We start from the raw sequence: 2340 nt of genomic DNA, 5'->3' as shown, positions 1-2340 counted from the left end.
TATCCTCTTTCCGGCAAGATTGAATGCGTCTGCGCAACCGTGACACCAACTGCCGGGCGCTATGTCCCTTTGGCAAAGCCAATGCGTCCGTTTTCGGGAAGTTCCGCTAATGTCTGCCTATGGCCCATCAGCGAAGTAGCAGCGCACCTCGTTCAGGTCCGCCAAGCGAGGCATAGCGGACCAGATTTGGTCAGGTCGACTTCTTCGCATTTTGACCCAAACCGGAAGTCGACCCTAGCCCGGTCGCCGCCCAATATGCTTTGATACCCGTGGAACCGAGATCACCAAAAAGGGGCGTTCCGTGTCTGAGGAACGGGTTGCGAGGCGTTTGGCGGCGGTGCTGGCGGCGGATGTCGCAGGGTATAGCCGCCTTATGGGTGCCGACGAGGAAGGCACGCTGGCCCGGCTCAAGGCGGTCAGAAAGTCCCTTGTCGATCCCACCATTGCCTCCAATCGTGGGCGCATCGTCAAGACAACCGGTGACGGAATGTTGGTCGAGTTTGCCAGCGCCGTTGATGCCGCGCGTAGTGCAGTTGCAGTTCAGCGGGCCATGGCGGAACAAAACGCCGATGTGCCTCAGGATGCGCGGATCGAGTTCCGCATCGGCATCCACGTCGGGGACATCATCATCGATGAACATGATATTTTTGGTGATGGGGTGAATATCGCCGCGCGGCTGGAGGGAATTGCCCAGCCGGGTGGCGTAAGCATTTCGGACGACGCTTACCGGCAAATTCGCGGGAAGGTCGATATCGCCTTCGAAGATATGGGTTCGCAGTCGCTAAAGAATATTGCTGAGGCTGTCCAGGTGTGGCGGGTTCGGCTAATCGGTCAAACCCCTTCGGCGGCAAGATCAGGTTCGGCTGTGAACAAAACTCAGGCGGTCTCACTTCCGGACAAACCCTCCATTGCGGTTCTGCCATTTCAGAACATGAGCGGCGACCCCGAGCAGGAATATTTTGCTGACGGGATAGTGGAAGAGATAATCACTGCTTTATCGCGGTTTAAGTCTCTATTCGTGATCGCCCGAAATTCGTCCTTTACGTACCAGGGCAAGGCTGTTGACGTTAAGCAGGTTGGACGCGAGCTGGGCGTCCGCTATGTGCTCGAAGGTAGCGTACGGAAAGCAGCAAGTATGGTACGTATTACAGCTCAGTTAATTGACACCTCAACGGGAGCACATCTCTGGGCGGATCGGTTCGACGGTGCTACCGAAAAAGTTTTCGAGCTGCAGGACCAAGTTACGACAAGCGTTGTTGGGGCTATTACGCCGACACTGGAGCAGGCCGAAATTGGGCGCGCTGTGCTTAAGCCAACCGACAGTCTCGAAGCGTATGATCATTACATGCGAGGAATTGCCAGTGTATATCGGTGGACCAACGAATCTACCAGCGAGGCTCTGCGACACTACTACAAAGCCATCGAAATTGATCCTAAATTTGCATTGGCCCACGCGTTAGCGGCAATTTGCTTCAGTACGCGGAAAATGAATGGATGGCTTACGGAAACTGCAAGTGAGATTGCAGAAACAAGGCGGTTAGCCGAGCGGGCGGTCCAATTGGATCACCATGATGCGCAAGTGTTATGTTGGAGTGGCGCGGCGCTCGCGTTTGTCAGCGACGACGTTGATGCAGGGTATGCTCTTGTCGAACGCGCACTTCGGCTTAATCCAAATCTAATGGACGCGTGGCTTTCGAGCGGATTGATTAGGCTTATGTTGCGTGACTGGAGTCTGGCAATAGAAGATTTCGCGCGTGCAATGCGCCTCAGCCCGTTTGATCCGTTGTTATTTATGATGCAGCATGGAACTGCAATGGGATACTTCTTCACCGATAACTACGATCAAGCAGCGGCATGGTCGGCAAAATCCATCGGGGAAAACCCGAACCATTCGCCAGCATGGCGAATCACAGCGGCGAGCAACGCCTTCTTAGGTCGACCGGAGCAAGCACAGAAAGCCGTTCTGCGTCTTCAGAAGATCGAACCCGGAGTCCGAATTGCGACAATCAATTACCCCGTCCCTCTCCGCCCGTCAGAACTTGCGAGAATGGAAGAGGGGCTGCGGAAAGCGGGCCTGCCGGAGTGATCGGGGCTTCATTCCCTTGGCCCTTCCCCGAACAGGCGAGTGGACGACCTGAAAAGCCCCCACGGTGTCCATGTCGGCTCATGGCCCAGGCCGTGTGAAAACGTTCTGTTTCCGGTGATTCGCGCGATAGGATTCCCTGCACTTGCGGGGACGTCCAATGAAGCGCTTTGTTGAAGGGGTGGATCGCGGGCAGAGCATGCTGTTTCCGGCATCGCTCGATGACTATGTGACCGTGGATAATCCAGTGCGAGCGG

Annotated in this window: 1 protein-coding gene; it reads left to right on the top strand. The window is 55.6% G+C overall.

Going from position 1 to position 2340, the window contains the following annotated elements; translation table 11 throughout:
* Positions 1-301: 301 nt before the first annotated feature.
* Positions 302-2086, top strand: coding sequence for an adenylate/guanylate cyclase domain-containing protein (locus tag GWG65_RS40045; protein WP_275200894.1), 1785 nt, complete (start codon positions 302-304; stop codon positions 2084-2086).
* Positions 2087-2340: the final 254 nt, after the last annotated feature.

This window comes from Bradyrhizobium sp. CSA207, assembly GCF_029051685.1.
In the GTDB taxonomy this organism is placed as follows: Bacteria; Pseudomonadota; Alphaproteobacteria; order Rhizobiales; family Xanthobacteraceae; genus Bradyrhizobium.
Note: the sequence above shows the minus strand (reverse complement) of the source record. Positions and strands in the feature narration are given on the sequence as shown.